At 67.5% G+C, this 13,110-nt stretch carries 13 protein-coding genes and 1 riboswitch; of the genes, 5 read left to right on the top strand and 8 right to left on the bottom strand.

Annotated features, from left to right (window positions below):
* Nucleotides 1–52 precede the first annotated feature (52 nt).
* Nucleotides 53–323, bottom strand: a riboswitch (cobalamin riboswitch).
* Between the two features lie 124 nt (nucleotides 324–447).
* Genes VSR72_RS18635 through bluB form a run of 4 tightly spaced genes read left to right on the top strand, consistent with a single transcriptional unit; the run spans nucleotide 448 to nucleotide 3,532 of the window.
* Complete coding sequence (locus tag VSR72_RS18635; protein ID WP_342953823.1) at nucleotides 448–942, top strand: cobalamin biosynthesis protein; 495 nt, start codon at nucleotides 448–450, stop codon at nucleotides 940–942.
* Nucleotides 939–1,541 (top strand): cob(I)yrinic acid a,c-diamide adenosyltransferase, encoded by a 603-nt coding sequence (gene cobO, locus VSR72_RS18630; protein ID WP_342953822.1) that lies wholly within the window; start codon nucleotides 939–941, stop codon nucleotides 1,539–1,541. Before VSR72_RS18635 ends, cobO begins: the two co-directional genes overlap by 4 nt.
* A gap of 4 nt (nucleotides 1,542–1,545) precedes the next feature.
* The gene (locus VSR72_RS18625) at nucleotides 1,546–2,856 is read left to right on the top strand and encodes a cobyrinate a,c-diamide synthase (RefSeq protein WP_342953821.1); all 1,311 of its coding nucleotides are present in this window, start codon (nucleotides 1,546–1,548) and stop codon (nucleotides 2,854–2,856) included.
* Nucleotides 2,840–3,532, top strand: a complete 693-nt coding sequence (gene bluB / locus VSR72_RS18620) for a 5,6-dimethylbenzimidazole synthase (RefSeq protein WP_342953820.1) — start codon at nucleotides 2,840–2,842, stop codon at nucleotides 3,530–3,532. Before VSR72_RS18625 ends, bluB begins: the two co-directional genes overlap by 17 nt.
* 13 nt (nucleotides 3,533–3,545) lie before the next feature.
* Here the strand turns inward: bluB and VSR72_RS18615 are convergent, their stop codons facing one another.
* The 8 genes from VSR72_RS18615 to ribA form a co-directional block, all read right to left on the bottom strand.
* A complete protein-coding gene (locus VSR72_RS18615) occupies nucleotides 3,546–3,935 on the bottom strand; it encodes a VOC family protein (protein ID WP_342953819.1) in 390 nt (129 codons plus the stop codon).
* A 99-nt stretch (nucleotides 3,936–4,034) separates the two neighbouring features.
* The gene (locus VSR72_RS18610) at nucleotides 4,035–4,649 is read right to left on the bottom strand and encodes a DUF4136 domain-containing protein (protein ID WP_342953818.1); all 615 of its coding nucleotides are present in this window, start codon (nucleotides 4,647–4,649) and stop codon (nucleotides 4,035–4,037) included.
* Nucleotides 4,650–4,684: 35 nt separating this feature from the next.
* Nucleotides 4,685–7,096, bottom strand: coding sequence for a CHASE2 domain-containing protein (locus VSR72_RS18605; RefSeq protein ID WP_342953817.1), 2,412 nt, complete (start codon nucleotides 7,094–7,096; stop codon nucleotides 4,685–4,687).
* A gap of 11 nt (nucleotides 7,097–7,107) precedes the next feature.
* Nucleotides 7,108–8,532, bottom strand: a complete 1,425-nt coding sequence (locus VSR72_RS18600; protein WP_342953816.1) for a FecR domain-containing protein — start codon at nucleotides 8,530–8,532, stop codon at nucleotides 7,108–7,110.
* Complete coding sequence (locus VSR72_RS18595) at nucleotides 8,529–9,227, bottom strand: response regulator transcription factor (RefSeq protein ID WP_201698742.1); 699 nt, start codon at nucleotides 9,225–9,227, stop codon at nucleotides 8,529–8,531. Before VSR72_RS18595 ends, VSR72_RS18600 begins: the two co-directional genes overlap by 4 nt.
* Before the next feature lie 253 nt (nucleotides 9,228–9,480).
* On the bottom strand, nucleotides 9,481–9,867 hold the full coding sequence (locus VSR72_RS18590; protein WP_342953815.1) for a hypothetical protein: 387 nt from the start codon (nucleotides 9,865–9,867) through the stop codon (nucleotides 9,481–9,483).
* A 781-nt stretch (nucleotides 9,868–10,648) separates the two neighbouring features.
* The gene (locus VSR72_RS18585; protein WP_342953814.1) at nucleotides 10,649–11,599 is read right to left on the bottom strand and encodes an SH3 domain-containing protein; all 951 of its coding nucleotides are present in this window, start codon (nucleotides 11,597–11,599) and stop codon (nucleotides 10,649–10,651) included.
* 80 nt (nucleotides 11,600–11,679) lie between these two features.
* A complete protein-coding gene (ribA, locus tag VSR72_RS18580) occupies nucleotides 11,680–12,327 on the bottom strand; it encodes a GTP cyclohydrolase II (RefSeq protein ID WP_158759506.1) in 648 nt (215 codons plus the stop codon).
* Between the two features lie 308 nt (nucleotides 12,328–12,635).
* On the opposite strand from ribA, the gene VSR72_RS18575 reads away from it, so the two are divergent.
* Entirely contained in the window at nucleotides 12,636–13,079 is a 444-nt protein-coding gene (locus tag VSR72_RS18575; protein ID WP_342953813.1) for a CBS domain-containing protein, read from the top strand.
* Nucleotides 13,080–13,110: the final 31 nt, after the last annotated feature.

Below are 13,110 nucleotides of genomic sequence, written 5' to 3'. Positions count from 1 at the left end.
CCTCGCCCGGCTGACGCATGAATATCACGGACCCGGCACCGCATCCCCGCAGCGCGAATCCCACGTATCTGGCCGGTATCCGGACTGACGAAACACCGCTTCGCCTTCCCGCGCGAGCGGCCTTGCGGCCGGCTCGCACAGTGGCGTGGACTGCGTGAAGCATGGAAGCGGTTTGCGGCATTCGTGCGAACGCCGCGCTCGTTGTACCGTTGCGGGTGCAGTTCAGGTTGGCCATGCCCGAGGCGGGATGGCTCCCTGATTCCCGTTTAACTGCGCACGCAGTATGAATCGCGCGCGCGAGCACCAGAGTGCGTGCGAGTGTAGGCGCGGGGCGCCTGCGCGTCAAGGAAGGCGTGGGAAGCCGCAAAAGCGTGTGCTATCGTAGCGCGCATCCGGCACGGGCCGGCTTTTGCCTCCCCGGCCACGCCTTCGATCGACGCTCTCGCCGTGAATCCTGCTGAAAAGCGCGCCTCGCACGCCGCCTCATTCGAAGCCACGCTGGAGCCCGCACAGCGCGTGACTGCGCTCGTGCTCGGCATTGGCTGCCGGCGCGGCGTGACGCTCGCGCAGGTCGAGGCGGCGGTGCGCGCCGCGCTCGGCGCGTGGCCGCTTGAAAGCGTAACGGCGGTGGCAACGCTCGACGCCAAAGCCAGTGAACCCGCGTTGCAAGCGTTTTGCGCGGCACATGCGCTGCCCTTGCGTACGTTCACGCGAGAGCAATTGGCCACGACGCCAACGCTTGCCCCGCCTTCCTTAGCCGCGCAAGCGCGTTTCGGCGTGGATGGCGTGTGCGAGCCCTGCGCGCGTCTTGCGGCTAGCGGCGGGCCGCTCGTGCGCGGCAAGCTGGCGCTCGAAGGCGTAACAGTGGCGATCGCGAGCATGCTGCTAAAAGACGAAAACGCGGACGCGCAAGCCCCGCAACCAACCCACTCACGACGATGAAAACCGATCCCGAATCGCACCAACGCATGACGCAACGCCGCCGCGAAGGCCACGAGAAAAAGCAGGCCGCCGCGACGCACGAAAAGGGCCTGTTGATCGTCAACACCGGCAACGGCAAAGGCAAGAGCACAGCCGCGTTCGGCATGGCCGTGCGCATGCTCGGCCACGGCATGAAGCTCGGTGTCGTGCAGTTCATCAAGGGCGCGCTGCACACGGCCGAACGCGATTTCCTCGGCAGCGTCGCGCACTGCGATTTCGTGACGATGGGCGACGGCTACACCTGGAACACGCAGAATCGTGACGGCGACATCGCCACCGCGCGCAAGGGCTGGGACGAGGCCAAGCGCATGATCGAGAGCGGCGAGTACGCGATGGTGATCCTCGACGAACTCAACACGGTACTCAAATACGAGTACCTGCCGCTTGAAGAAGTGCTCGGCGTGATCGCGTCGCGCGCGCCGCACGTGCACGTGGTCGTGACGGGCCGCCATGCGCCCGACGCGCTGATCGAAGCCGCCGACCTCGTCACGGAAATGCGCCTTGTGAAGCATCCGTATCGCGAGCAAGGCGTAAAGGCGCAAAAGGGCGTGGAGTTTTGAGCGCATGAGCGCAACGCTCGCCTGCCCCGCGCTCTTCATCAGCGCACCCGCTTCGGGCCAGGGCAAGACCACGCTCACGGCGGGTCTCGCGCGCCTGCATCGGCGCGCGGGGCGTCGCGTGCGCGTGTTCAAAACCGGGCCGGATTTTCTCGACCCCATGATCCTCGCGCGCGCGAGTGGCGCGCCCGTGCTCTCGCTCGACCTGTGGATGGTGGGCGAGCAAGCGTGCCGCGCCCTCCTCGCGCAGGCCGCGCGCGAAGCCGACCTGATCCTCATCGAAGGCGTGATGGGCCTGTTCGACGGCACGCCGAGCAGCGCCGATCTCGCGACCACGTTCGGCGTGCCGGTGGCCGCCGTCGTGAGCGCGAAGTCGATGGCGCAGACCTTCGGCGCGATCGCGTTCGGTCTCGCGCGTTTTCGGCCGGATGTGCCGTTTCATGGCGTGCTGGCGAACCGCGTCGGCTCGGCGCGCCACGCGCAGATGCTGCAGGAGGCATTGCCCGCCGACGTGCGCTGGCTCGGGCACGTAGCGAGCGAAGCGACGATGGCGTTGCCTGACCGCCATCTCGGACTGCATCAGGCTGCGGAGATCGACGACCTCGACGCGCGCATAGAACGCGCCGCCGACGCGCTCGCGCAGACTGCACTCGCGGAATTGCCGCCTCCCGTGGCGTTCGCCGATCCTTCGCATGACGAATCAATTCCACGCCTGCTCGAAGGCCGTCATATCGCCATTGCGCGCGACGCCGCGTTCTCGTTTCTCTATCCCGCGAACATTGCGTTGCTCGAAGCGCTGGGCGCAAGCGTGAGCTATTTCTCTCCGCTCTCGAACGAGCCCGCGCCCGCCAGCGCCGATGCGATCTTTCTGCCCGGCGGCTATCCCGAGCTTCATGCTGCGGCGCTCGCGCGCAATACGCAGAGCGCAAATTCGTTGCGCGTACATGTATCCGCAGGCAGACCGCTCGTCGCCGAATGCGGCGGCATGCTTTATCTGCTCGACGCGCTGACCGACGTAGAAGGCGCGCGCACGCCGATGCTCGGCCTGCTGCCAGGCGAGGCGGTCATGCAAAAGCGCTTCGCGGCGCTCGGCATGCAGCAACTCGACGGCGCGCATGGCGCGCTGCGCGGCCACACGTTTCACTATTCGCGCATCGCCACGCCGCTTGCGCCCACGCTCACGGCACGCCACGCACAGACTGGTGCGCCCGGCGAGGCGCTGTATCGGCATGGCTCGATCGCGAGCACCTATATGCACGCTTACTGGCCCTCCAACCCGGCTTTCGCGGCCGCACTCTTCCATGGCACAGCCCTTTGACGAAGCCGAGCGCGCGGCGGTCTACCGCGCGATTTACGAGCGCCGCGACATGCGGCACTTCGCGCCGGGTCCGATCGAACCCGCGACGCTCGCGCGCCTGCTCGACGCCGCACATCATGCGCCGAGCGTAGGCTTCATGCAGCCGTGGCGCATCGTGCGCATCACGGACAACACGTTGCGCGAGCAACTTCACGCAACGGTCGAGCGCGAGCGCATCGCGACCGCCGATGCGCTGGGCAAGCGCCGTGACGAGTTCATGAAGCTCAAGGTGGAAGGCATGCGCGACTGCGCCGAGGTGCTCGTGGTCGCGCTGATGGACCGCCGCGAAGCCCACGTCTTCGGCCGGCGCACGCTGCCGGAGATGGACCTCGCCTCCGTGGCGTGCGCGATCCAGAACATGTGGCTCGCGGCTCGCGCCGAAGGGCTCGGCATGGGCTGGGTGTCGATCTTCGACGTCGACGAAGTGCGCGCCCTGCTCGCCATGCCGCCGGGCGCCAAGCCGGTGGCGATACTCTGCGTGGGTCAGGTCGACGCGTTCTACCCGCAGCCGATGCTCGAAATGGAGAAGTGGGCCGAACGCAAGCCGCTTGGCGAATGCGTGTTCGAAAACCGCTGGCCGCAGGACGCAACGGCCGTCGTGACCGAAGCGGCGCCGGACGCAGCGCCCGGCGGCTGAGACCCTCGCACGCTCACGCTTCGCGCGCGTAGCAGACGGCCTCGACGTTGTTGCCGTCGGGATCGATCAGGAATGCTGCGTAATAGTCGGGACTGTAATCGGCTCGCACACCGGGCTCGCCATTGTCTTTCGCGCCTGCGCGCAGGCCCGCTTCATAAAAGCCAACGACCGCCGCGCGATTCGGCGCTGCGAACGCCACATGCACGCCGCGCGGCGCAAGCGCAGAGTCGGCAGATGCGGCGGAAAAGGCATGCAGCCAGAGCTTGGGCTCGCCCGGCTGGCCGAGTCCCGCATAGGTGTCGTCGCGCATGCACACCACGACGCCTAGCGGCGCGAGCAGCGCCTCGTAAAAACGCACGCTGCGTGCGAGATCCTGCACGCGCAATCCAATGTGATCGAACATGAGCGACTCCCGTAATGTCTGCGCGCAACCGTTGCGCCAGATTCGGGAATCAGCATAGCGCCTTTGAATCCAGCGCGGCCTGGGGAAAGTTGCCCTGAACTATTGCTTATCGACGGGCGAAACGGAAAGCACTTCCGGCATGCCCGGCGCGTGATCCGCCGCGCCGGCGTTAGCCGGACTCTTCAGCTTGACGCGCCATTGCGGCGAGCCCGCGTACGGCAGCCGCGCCAGTGCGCCCGCCACGAGGTACGGCACGGCTTCGCGTGCGTCGGCGTTGCGGTCGCGCTTCACGGCGCTGACCTTGTAGACCTCGCCGCCATCGGGCAACGCGAAGAAACGCAGCGTCAACGTATGCAAGTAGGGCCGCCCGAACCATGGCAGCGACGGTCCCTCGGCCGGCGCGCAGCCGGCGCCGCAATCGCCGTCAATGACTTTCACGTCGGCGGGACGCGTGGCCCAGGCCACCGATACGAGATAGCGCGCCGCCTCCGGCGCTCCCGCGTTGAAGCCGCGCTGCGCGAGACCTTCGCTCAGTAACGCCTGGTACGGGAGGATCTCGCCTGCTTCTGCCTGGGCAGGTGTAGGTGCAAAACGGTAGTTCACGGCAGACGCAGCGGGCAGCGCGCCCGTGGCCGCGACGTCGGTCGTCACGCCCGCGCATCCGGCGAGCGCGACGAGCATCGGCAGGAGACAGATCGACAACAAAGTCTTCACGAAACACTCCATCGGTTATTCATGCCCTCGGTGGCTCAAACCGGTGCGTCGAACGCGGGCAGCGACATCGTCAGCACGGTGCCTTTGCCCGGCCCGCTTTCCAGGTGGACGTCGCCGCCGTGGCGCGTCACAACCGTCTTCACGAACGCCATGCCGAGCCCGGCGCCGCTCACCTCGGGCCGCTGCTCCGCGTGAAAGCGCTGGAACGGCTGGAACAGCCTCGCCTGATCTTCCTGCGCGATGCCGTAGCCCTGATCGCGAATCGAGCAGATCACACGCGGCGGCGTGTGGTCGTCCAGTGCGATGGTGCAGACGATACGCGTATCCGCAGGACTGTACTTCACCGCGTTGTTCAGCACGTTCACGAGCGCACGCGTCATGAGCGAGCGGTCGGCGTTGATCCAGCCCATCTGCTCGCCCTCGAACGCCGTGTCGATCTGGATGCGCTTCGCGCGCGCCTGCGGCCACACTTCGTCGCTCGCGTCGATCACCAGTTCGGCGAGGCTCGTGGGCTCGAGCGCATAGACCTGCGACTCGGCGCGCGCGAGTTGCACGAAGTCGTCGGCGAGCTTGAGCGAGCGACGCGCGTAGCGCTCGATGCGCTCCATCACGCCGCGCACGGGCTCCGAGGCGAGCGTGCCGCGCTCGCGCTCCGTCTCGACGAGCGCGACGATCGAGGCCTGCGGCGAGCGCATGTCGTGCGACAGGAGGCGCAGCGCGTCCTCGCGCTGGCGCTCGGCGTCGTGCAATTCGGTCACGTCGACGAGACCCGCGATCCAGCCCACCGCCTGCCCCTGCGCGTTCGTGCAGCGCGCGTAGCGCAGCAGGTAGTCGCTGCCGTCGCGCGCGCGCACTTCCACGCCGCGCTCCATCAACTCCGCGAACTCGCTGCGCGCCGGATCGAGCGGCGCGGGCCAGTGCGCGTGCGCAAACGCCATCGCGTCGGGCGCCGGGTCGATCGGCTTGACGAGCGAGAGGTCGCCGAACACGTCCTGCATCAAGCGCCCTTCCGCAGCGCTCACGTTCAGGCGCGCGAGATACGCACGCGAAGCGTGATTGGCGATCAGCACGACGCCGCGCAGATCGGCGACGAGTATCGGCTCCGGCACGGAATCCAGGCTGTCCCACACGAAGCGGCGCATGTCCTGCAGCCGCTGCGCGGCCTGCGCCATGAGCGCCATTTGCTGGGCGAGCGCGTCGCCGGCAAATTCGCGGCCAGGCGTCGGCGCCTCGGGCAGGAGGTAGGGTTCGTCGGCAAGCTGGCGCAGTTCCTTGCGCAGGTAAGCCATCGTCATTTCGAGGCGGCGCCAGCTCCACACCGGATAGACGACGAGCAGCGCGACGATCGCGGGCACGGGAGGCAGCCAGATGCGCGCGCCGTGCAGCATGCCCGCGCTCGTGCCGAGCGATACGGCGATCAAAAACGCGAGCAACAGCAGCGTGCGCAGCGGCGAGAGCACGAGGAAGCCCGCCAGCAGCACGACGAGCGGCATGAGCGAGGCGAGCACGACGCCGAGCGGCGCCGCGGGCTGGATGGCGGTCCCGTTGAGCAGCGTATCGAGCACGATGGCGTGGATATACACGCCGGGCAGCGGGCCGAGCGTGCCGGAGAGCGGCGTGGCGAAGCGGTCGTAGAGCCCTGAGGCCGTCACACCGACGATCGCCACTTTCCCGCGCAGCTGCTCGGGCGGCACGCGGTCTTCGAGCACGTCCGCGAACGAAACCTTGTGGTAAGTCTGCGAGTTCGCGCCGAACGGAATCAGGAAGCGCGACTCGGTGCCCGGCGCGGCGGCGCGCAGCACATCGTCACTGTGCGCGGCGGCGGGCGTGCCGTGCGCGAGCTTCACGGCGCCGCTGCGCACCGCGCGCCAGAGCGGCACCATCAGTTGCGGCCAGCGCTGCTGCGCGTCGCCCTCGAAGAGCGCGGCGCTGCGCACGATGCCGTCGCTATCGACTTCGAGGTTGATATGACCCATGCCTGCGGCCGCTTGCGCGAGCGGCGCGACTGGCAGCACGGCGTCGCGGTGACCCGTGTCGTCGGCGGGTGTGAGCAGGATGGGAAGGAACGACGCGCGCGCGCGCAGCGCCTGCGCAAAGTGCGCGTCGTCGGGAGAGGATTCGGTGAACAGCACGTCGTAGACGACGGCCGCCGCCCCCGCCTTCGCAAGCTGATCGACGAGCCGCGCATGCACCTCGCGCGGCCACGGCCAGCGCCCGAGCGCGGCGACGCTCGCATTGTCGATCTCGACGAGCACGATGTCGGGCGACACCGGCAGCGAGCGCGCGGAGAGCAAGCGGTCATAAACCAGATGATCGGCGCCGCTCGTGAGCCGCCAGAGCACGCAGAGCACGACCACGATCACGCCCGCGCAGCCCACGCCCGCCCATTCGAACAGGAAGCGGCGCCCGACGGAGCGGCCAAGGCGCGCGGGCGGCCTCACGCTCATGCGCGGCTCCGTCACCAGTCGAGCCTGAACGACTGGACGGGGCTTGCCTTCTGGTAGTAGTGGCCGTTGTCGAACTGCTCGGCGATCACCGTCCAGTAGTACACGCCCTTCGGCAGGTCGCGCACGACGGCCTCGCCCGCCGTGATGTCGGTACGGTCGATGAGCGGCACGCGCAGATCGGACGTGGTGCCGAGCACGAAGCGAAAGCGCGTGTTCTGCGCGTTGCGGTCGATGAACCAGCGGAACGCAAAGTCGCGCGAGCCTTCTACGGCTCCGGCGCTCGCGCCGAGCGCCACACGCCGGCGCTCGAACGCATACGACGCCGGCATGCCTTCGAGGCCGCGAGCGTCGACGGCGGAGATGCGCACGAAGTAAGTGCCGTCTGCGAGGTCGGCGAACGACACGTGCGGGTCGACGCTGCGCGTGTCGCGAATCATGTCGAGCAAGCCCGCGTCGCGGCCGATCTGCACGCGATACGCGCTCGCACCCGCCGCCGGCGCGAGATCGAAGGCGACTGCTTCGTCGTCCTGCACTTTGGATGGATGCAGCAGTTCAGGCGCGTCGAGCAGCGTGACGGGCGCGCCCGCCGACTGGCCCGCCAGCGTGAGGCTGCCGTAGTGCGCGGCGACGAGTTGCTCGGAGGCCGTGAGCGGCGTGCCGCGCGCCGGCGCCCGGGCGTATGCGCCGCGCCGGTTCTGGGCCGGCGAGTCGGCGTCGACGCCCACCGCGCCTTGCAGCACTTCGACCGCCGTTGCACCCTTGTCGCCGTCGTAGCTCACGCGAAACTGCGTGCCACGCACGCCGGCCACCACCGAAGGCGAGCGGATCTGGAAGCGATCGTCCTTTTTCGTGGCGTGCGTGACCTCGTTCGTCACTTCGCCGCGATGCAGATCGACGATGCGGTCGGTCGCGCCCGTGAGCGCCGTTTGACGCAGCGTGGCAAGGTCGAGCGAGGTATCGGGCGGCAGCGCGATATGCGAGCCGTCGGCCAGTTCGAGCGTGGCGAAGCCGTTGTGGCCGGTCTGCACCCGATCGCCTTCAACAAGACTCGAGCCGACCGTGACCGGCAGGAGCGGACCGGCGCGGAACGCATGCTGCACGGGACCGTTCGCGGCGATCACCTTCGCGCTGAGGGCGTCCTGGCGCAGCAGCGCAACCGGCACGCGCAACGCCGTGCCCGGTTGCAGGCGGCGCGGCGCGCTCACGTGATTGAGGCTCGCGAGCTTTTTCCAGTCGGCGGGATTGCGCAGGTAACGCGTGGCGATGTCGTAGAGCGAGTCGCCGGGGCGCGTGACGTAGGTCGTCATCTCGGGCGGCTGGGCTGGCGCGCGCGGAGCACTCTCGCGCGCCTCGGCGCCGCGGGGAAGGGAAATGAACGCGAGCGCGAAGGCAAAAAACGGAGCCGCTGAGGCGCGCACCGCGCGCGCGCCTCTCACGCGTCGTCCCCCTCGATACGCTCGAGCCGGTAACCGTAGCCGTAGATCGGCGTGAGGCGATAGCCGTTTTCGGGACGCAGGCCGAGCTTCGAGCGCAGCATGGAAACGTGCGTGTCCATCGTGCGCGAGGGAATGTCGTCTGACTGCTTCCAGATCACGTCGAGAATGTGCGCGCGGGAAAGCGGACGGCTCAGATGCTGGAACAGCAGCAGCGCGAGATCGAACTCCTTCTGCGTGAGCGCGACGTTGCGCCCGCTCACCGAGGCCTGGCGCGACTTCAGGTCGAATTCATACTCGCCGAAAGTTTCCTTGAGCGCGGGCGCATGCAGTTGATAGGCGCGGCGCAGCAGCGAATTGACGCGGGCGATCAGCACCGGCGCCGAGACGGGCTTGACGACGTAGTCGTCGGCGCCGGCGTTGAGCATCTGGGCGATGTCGACCTCGCGGCTGCGGCTCGTCATGAAGAGCACCGGCAGGCGCGTGGAAAGGCTCTGCCGCACCCAGTGCAGCACTTCGTCGCCCGCCATGTCGGGCACGTTCCAGTCGAGCACGAGCAGATCGAACGTCTGCCGCCGAAGCTGCCTGACGAGCTCGCTGCCCTTGGCGAACGCGTGGCAGGCGTGGCCCGCCGCGCTCAAGGCCTGGCAGACGAATTCCGTCTGCGCTGCATCGTCATCCAGTACTGCAATTCTCATAGCACCCCGCAACCAGGTTTGTTATTGATCGTCTCAGGATGGACTGCTTTTCCGCCGCACCGCGCTGCGGCCTTGACCTTCGCCTGGCGGGCCCTTGTTCGCACACCGGCACCGGGTCGATGGCGGACCACCCTCGAACTGGCGGCACGCGGGACCCGCCGTGCGCCGACGGCCGCTACTTTCGCCGCGTCTCGAAAAAAATGGGAGCGCGCGGCCGCGCTCGACTTCGGTGAACAGATCGCTCTCATGTTAATCACTCATGGTAGTCGAATTTACCGTCGTTCGAGCCGGGTTTGCCCGCCCCGCCTGCGGTTGACGGCGATCCCGCAAGCAGCGCGGTCAGATGGGCGCGCACGTGCTCCCATGCTGCATGCGCGTAGTCGGGCTGCACGGCTGCGCGCGACTGCGCCGCGACGAACACGCGCAGCACCGTGGACGAACACTGCGTCATGCGCTCCGCCGCGACGTAACGCGAAAGGCGCAGCGCTTCGCTGAGCCACGGGAGTTCGGCCGCGCAGGAGTCCGCATAGGCCTCCATCGCGGCGCGCGCGTGGCGGTCGCGCACCAGGTCGAGCTCGACGCGGTCGAACTCGCGGCCACCGTCGGGGCCGTCTACGCGCGAACCCGGTGGAAAACGCATACGGCCGGATCGGAAAAACATGTCGCCCCCGTGAAGACAAGCAGGCACAGCAACAGAAGTGAAGCGGCCAGGCGTTTTTTCGCGGACGCAACAACGTCGAGCCGCTCGCGATGCGCGAAGCGGCACAGAGAATTCGTTCAGAAGTGTGGAAAAAAATGTGGCGACGGCCGCGTGCTACGCACTGCGTGGTCTCCGGATTCCGCCCCCGGAGTCGGACCGCGAGCGCAGTCATCGTCGTGCGCGGCGCGAGCCCCGCTGCCAGCGTCACCGCCCGACGCTCTACAGCGGGCCGCAAGCCGCCTCCCTGCACGACGAGGCACGTGCCGCCATCGCCACGTCCACCTCAAAGCACTGGTTTTCCCAGCGTTATCCGGCGAACTCGGGTTCGCTCTGACTTCCTCTTGCTGACTGCGTCGCCAAGTCCCGAGCGAGCCAGCCCCCGTAGCAGATATCCGTTGCCAGCGGCGCATACGCTTGAATCGCGTGGCGCTGGCGTCGTGCGGCCGTGCTTGCACTTGCCGCGACGACGTATTCTCACCTGGGCGCTACGAATTTACTGTCAGGGATTGTTAAATCCGTCAGAACGACGAAAAGCGGTGAAGAACAGGTGGATGGCATGGCCTGGACGATGACTTCAGCGAACCTGCGGAACCTGCGTAACGCGGCGCATGTCCATCACACACCTTGATTGATCTGCAATCCTAAGTCATCGCCAGGCAACAGCAGCGGCGAGACTCCCGCATGGAAATCCCGCCGCTGCAGCGAAGAAACGCAATACGCGTTAGTGCTCGGGTTGCCGGTCGTTGTTCCGTTCGCCACCCTGGTGACCGCCTTGACCACCCTGAGGCTGCGCAGGCGGCCGTCCCTGTGCCTGTTGAGGTGCGGGACCTTGCGGCCGCATACCACCCTGTGGCTGTTGAGGTACGGGTCCTTGCGGACGCATGCCACCCTGCGGCTGCGGCGCTGGCGGATGGGCGTAGCCCTGCGCCGGCTGCCCAGCCGGCGGGCGGCCGCCGTACTGCTGCTGCTCGGGCGGATGGCCCGCCTCGTGCGGACGCATGGCGTTGGGCTGCTCCATGTTGCCGGGCGGCCGGCCCTCGCCCTGTGGCGGCATGTAGCCCGGCGCACGCGGCGCTTCGGGGTTGCCAGGCGGGCGTTGGGCACCAGGCGGCTGGCCGCCGCGCATCGGCTCATTGGGCCCGTGCGGGCGCTCGCCACCGCCCTGCGGCATGGCGGGCGGACGGCCCGGCGCACCATGCCACGCCGGCTCAGATGGCGGGCGGCCGCGTTCGGGCGGCGGGACGTGCGCCCATCGCTGCTGCTCGCCATACCACGGCCGGTCGCGATAGAAGCTACCCCAGTAGGCGCCGAGCGAGAACGTCACGATCGGCAGGCCGATTGCCGCGCCATAGTCGGTGAGCGGCACGTAGCTGCCCTGATACGGATAACTGAGATAGCCACCGTAGACCCAGCCACGAAGACCGGGCACCGTGATGTCACACCACGAATAGTCGCCCACGCAGCCCATCACGGTAACGGGCTGGCCGGGTCCCAGTTCGGCAACGACTGGATAGTCGCCTGAAGGCCCGGCGTACAGATCCACCGGTTCGCTCGTATAGGCCGCGGCTTGCGCGCTGGCGTCGGAGGACGCGAGCACGAGACCGGTTGCGAGGCACGCGCTGGCGAGCGCAGGTGCGAGCGCGCGCAGGCGCGTCTTGACACGCTTGGACATCGTTTCTCCCTGTTCCAGCTAGTTTGTTTTTGCGCTGCGCAATTGTCGTGCCCGGCACTCGTTGCGCCGTGGCTTCCCGGTTACTCGTTTTCTTCGAAGTAATGCCCGAACTTGACCTGCTTGGTCCGGATATACCGTTCGTTTTCTTCGCGCATCGGGATCGCTAGCGCCACTCGCTCGATCACAGGGAGACCGTGCTGCCTGAGCGTGTCGAACTTCTTCGGATTGTTGCTCATGAGCCGCACCGACGAGACCTTCAGCAGACGCAGGATCGCCGCCGCCGAGTCGTATTCGCGCGCGTCGTCGGGCAAGCCGAGATCGAGGTTCGCCTCGACGGTATCGCGGCCCTGCTGCTGCAACTGGTACGCGCGGATCTTGTTCGACAGGCCGATGCCCCGGCCTTCATGGCCGCGCAGGTAGAGCAGCACGCCCCGGCCTTCGGCCGCGATATAGCGCAGGGCGAGGTCGAGCTGTTCGCCGCAGTCGCAGCGGTAGGAGCCGAACACGTCGCCGGTCAGGCACTCGGAGTGGAGCCGCGTCAGCGTGGGCTCGCCGCTGCCCACGTCGCCCATGACGAGCGCGAGATGCTCGGCGCCTCCGTCCTTCACCCGGTAGACATAGGACTCGAACGTGCCGTAGCGGGTCGGCAGCGTGGCGGTCGCGTCAAGCACGACGCATTCGTTGGCGTTGTCGCCGTCCGCACAGGACGACTCAGGAAGCGTAGGCATGATCTGGAACAGGAAGCTGGCAAAAACCGGCAAGGGGCCGGGTTGAGGTTTGGAACCGGAGTTTACCGCCATTTGCTCCGCCCCGCCGCGCCGCCTCTGGGTGGCGGCTTCGGTGCCGGCCCGGATGGCGGCTCGCCCGAGCCGCATGCCGCCCGCATAAATGGTGCGACCCCGCGCATACCCCGACGACGCGCGGCACGCCAGCCGCCTATACTGAAATGGCTTTCCAATGGCTTGACGGGCAATCCACCCGGCTTGCCGCGCCGCGCAATGACTGAACAACCAGAAGGACGAAGAGGGGTCGCCCTATGACAAGCGTTGCACAGGTACTCAAATCGAAGCCGGAACAGGTGGTGTACACGATCGAAGCCTCCGATTCCGTCTACAACGCAATCCGCCTGATGGCCGATAAGCAGATCGGCGCGCTGCTCGTGACCGACGGTCCCTCGATCGCCGGCATCGTCACGGAGCGTGACTACGCGCGCAAGATCGTGCTGATGGACCGGTCGTCGAAAACGACCGCCGTGCGCGACATCATGAGCACGCACGTGCGCTTCGTCGAACCGGAGCAGACCACCTACGACTGCATGGCGCTCATGACCGAGCGGCGCATGCGCCACCTGCCCGTCATGGACGGCGGCAAGCTTGTGGGGATGGTGTCGATCGGCGACCTGGTGAAGGAAATCATCGCCGAGCAGAAGTTCACGATCGAGCAGCTCGAGCACTACATCACCGGCGGGCCTGGCGCCTGAGGTCAAGGGCCGGCCGCCTCCAAACCGCCAG

This window comes from Paraburkholderia sp. JHI869 (genome assembly GCF_038900775.1).
In the GTDB taxonomy this organism is placed as follows: Bacteria; Pseudomonadota; Gammaproteobacteria; order Burkholderiales; family Burkholderiaceae; genus Paraburkholderia.
Note: the sequence above shows the minus strand (reverse complement) of the source record. Positions and strands in the feature narration are given on the sequence as shown.

Excerpts from the sequence above, each read along its gene's own strand:
- cobO (WP_342953822.1), top strand. The coding sequence starts at position 939 with ATGAAAACCGATCCCGAATCGCACCAACGCATGACGCAACGCCGCCGC.
- VSR72_RS18625 (WP_342953821.1), top strand. The coding sequence starts at position 1,546 with ATGAGCGCAACGCTCGCCTGCCCCGCGCTCTTCATCAGCGCACCCGCT.
- bluB (WP_342953820.1), top strand. The coding sequence starts at position 2,840 with ATGGCACAGCCCTTTGACGAAGCCGAGCGCGCGGCGGTCTACCGCGCG.
- VSR72_RS18615 (WP_342953819.1), bottom strand. The coding sequence starts at position 3,935 with ATGTTCGATCACATTGGATTGCGCGTGCAGGATCTCGCACGCAGCGTG.
- VSR72_RS18605 (WP_342953817.1), bottom strand. The coding sequence starts at position 7,096 with ATGAGCGTGAGGCCGCCCGCGCGCCTTGGCCGCTCCGTCGGGCGCCGC.
- VSR72_RS18595 (WP_201698742.1), bottom strand. The coding sequence starts at position 9,227 with ATGAGAATTGCAGTACTGGATGACGATGCAGCGCAGACGGAATTCGTC.
- VSR72_RS18590 (WP_342953815.1), bottom strand. The coding sequence starts at position 9,867 with ATGCGTTTTCCACCGGGTTCGCGCGTAGACGGCCCCGACGGTGGCCGC.
- VSR72_RS18585 (WP_342953814.1), bottom strand. The coding sequence starts at position 11,599 with ATGTCCAAGCGTGTCAAGACGCGCCTGCGCGCGCTCGCACCTGCGCTC.
- ribA (WP_158759506.1), bottom strand. The coding sequence starts at position 12,327 with ATGCCTACGCTTCCTGAGTCGTCCTGTGCGGACGGCGACAACGCCAAC.
- VSR72_RS18575 (WP_342953813.1), top strand. The coding sequence starts at position 12,636 with ATGACAAGCGTTGCACAGGTACTCAAATCGAAGCCGGAACAGGTGGTG.